Source organism: Vibrio penaeicida (assembly GCF_030689305.1).
Lineage (GTDB): Bacteria > Pseudomonadota > Gammaproteobacteria > Enterobacterales > Vibrionaceae > Vibrio > Vibrio penaeicida_B.
In genome coordinates this window covers 1-1,145 of the sequence record NZ_JAUYVM010000060.1, presented here as the reverse complement: position 1 = coordinate 1,145, position 1,145 = coordinate 1, and the positions used below count along the sequence as shown (strand labels likewise).

Annotated in this window: 1 protein-coding gene; it reads right to left on the bottom strand. The window is 41.0% G+C overall.

What is annotated here, in order from left to right; translation table 11 throughout:
• Positions 1 to 180: 180 nt before the first annotated feature.
• A complete protein-coding gene (locus Q8W40_RS27970) occupies positions 181 to 486 on the bottom strand; it encodes a hypothetical protein (RefSeq protein ID WP_305402104.1) in 306 nt (101 codons plus the stop codon).
• Positions 487 to 1,145: the final 659 nt, after the last annotated feature.

Genomic DNA, 1,145 nt, shown 5'->3' with positions numbered 1-1,145 from the left:
AACACTGAAGCCAGCAATTTTCGAGAGCCTGACAACCCTTGAATTATCAAAGCGCTATAACGCCAGCTTAAACCGCAGACAACGCACAAAACATGCTGCTGCATTGCGCCTTAAACACTAATATCAACGTAAACCAAAAGTGCCACGCGTTGGCTGTCGGTTTGAAGCTTTTGTTAGCTTTTAATTTAGCCAGACACCACGAACATCGGAACGAACTGGTCCTGAGCATGTAGCTGTCGAGTCTATGTATCTAACAGTAATACTCCTACCTGCCATATGGGCGGCAGTCACAATAGTAAGAATATTATTAAAATCTGGATCGTCACGCTTAATTAAAGCACTTCCTCCGTCTTTAAAGCTAAGCCAAAGAATACCATTATCACCAACATAGACTTTGGAGGTTTTTTCAACACACTCTTTGTACGAATCGGCAAAAGATATATTTGAAACTAACAATGCTGACAGAAACAAAACTAACTTTTTCATTTTTTACATCCTCATCCTCTATGAAGCTAACGCCCAGTTAAGTAGCCAAAAACGTACAAATGCTGTTTCTGCAAACTACCCTAAACACTAAACTCACCGCAAACTAAAAATGCCACACGTTTTTGGTCTGCTTGAACTGTTTGTTATGAACGGACTTTACGGCAGCTTCAGAATTCCAGCAAATACAAATGGTTGAGACGCAGAGCCAATTCACAAAATGTTGGCAGCTACACGATAAACACACAACGATTTGACTTAAAACACCCACCAAGTATTGAGTTTATCGACGCCCTGCCGCCCCACAAAAGTAACGGCGCAGCAAATGGCTGCTAGAAATAGTCACTTGGCAAAAATAGCCAAACAGCTGATTTGCCTTTCGATGACCCCAAAGCGGCATTTCACCAAAGAAACAAAACGGATTTTCAGGCTGAGATCATTTCAAAACGACGAAAGAATCAAATACAAATAAAGAACATTAACCCCTAATTTTAATGGATTTTTCTAGATGCTTCATAACGCCAGCTTAAACCGCAGACAACGCACAAAACAAGCCGCTGCATTACGCCTTAAACACTAAATTCGCCGCAAACTAAAAATGCCACGCGTTGTTTGTCGGTTTGAAGCTTTTGTTAGAGCGATACAAACAAAAAACTCGCTTG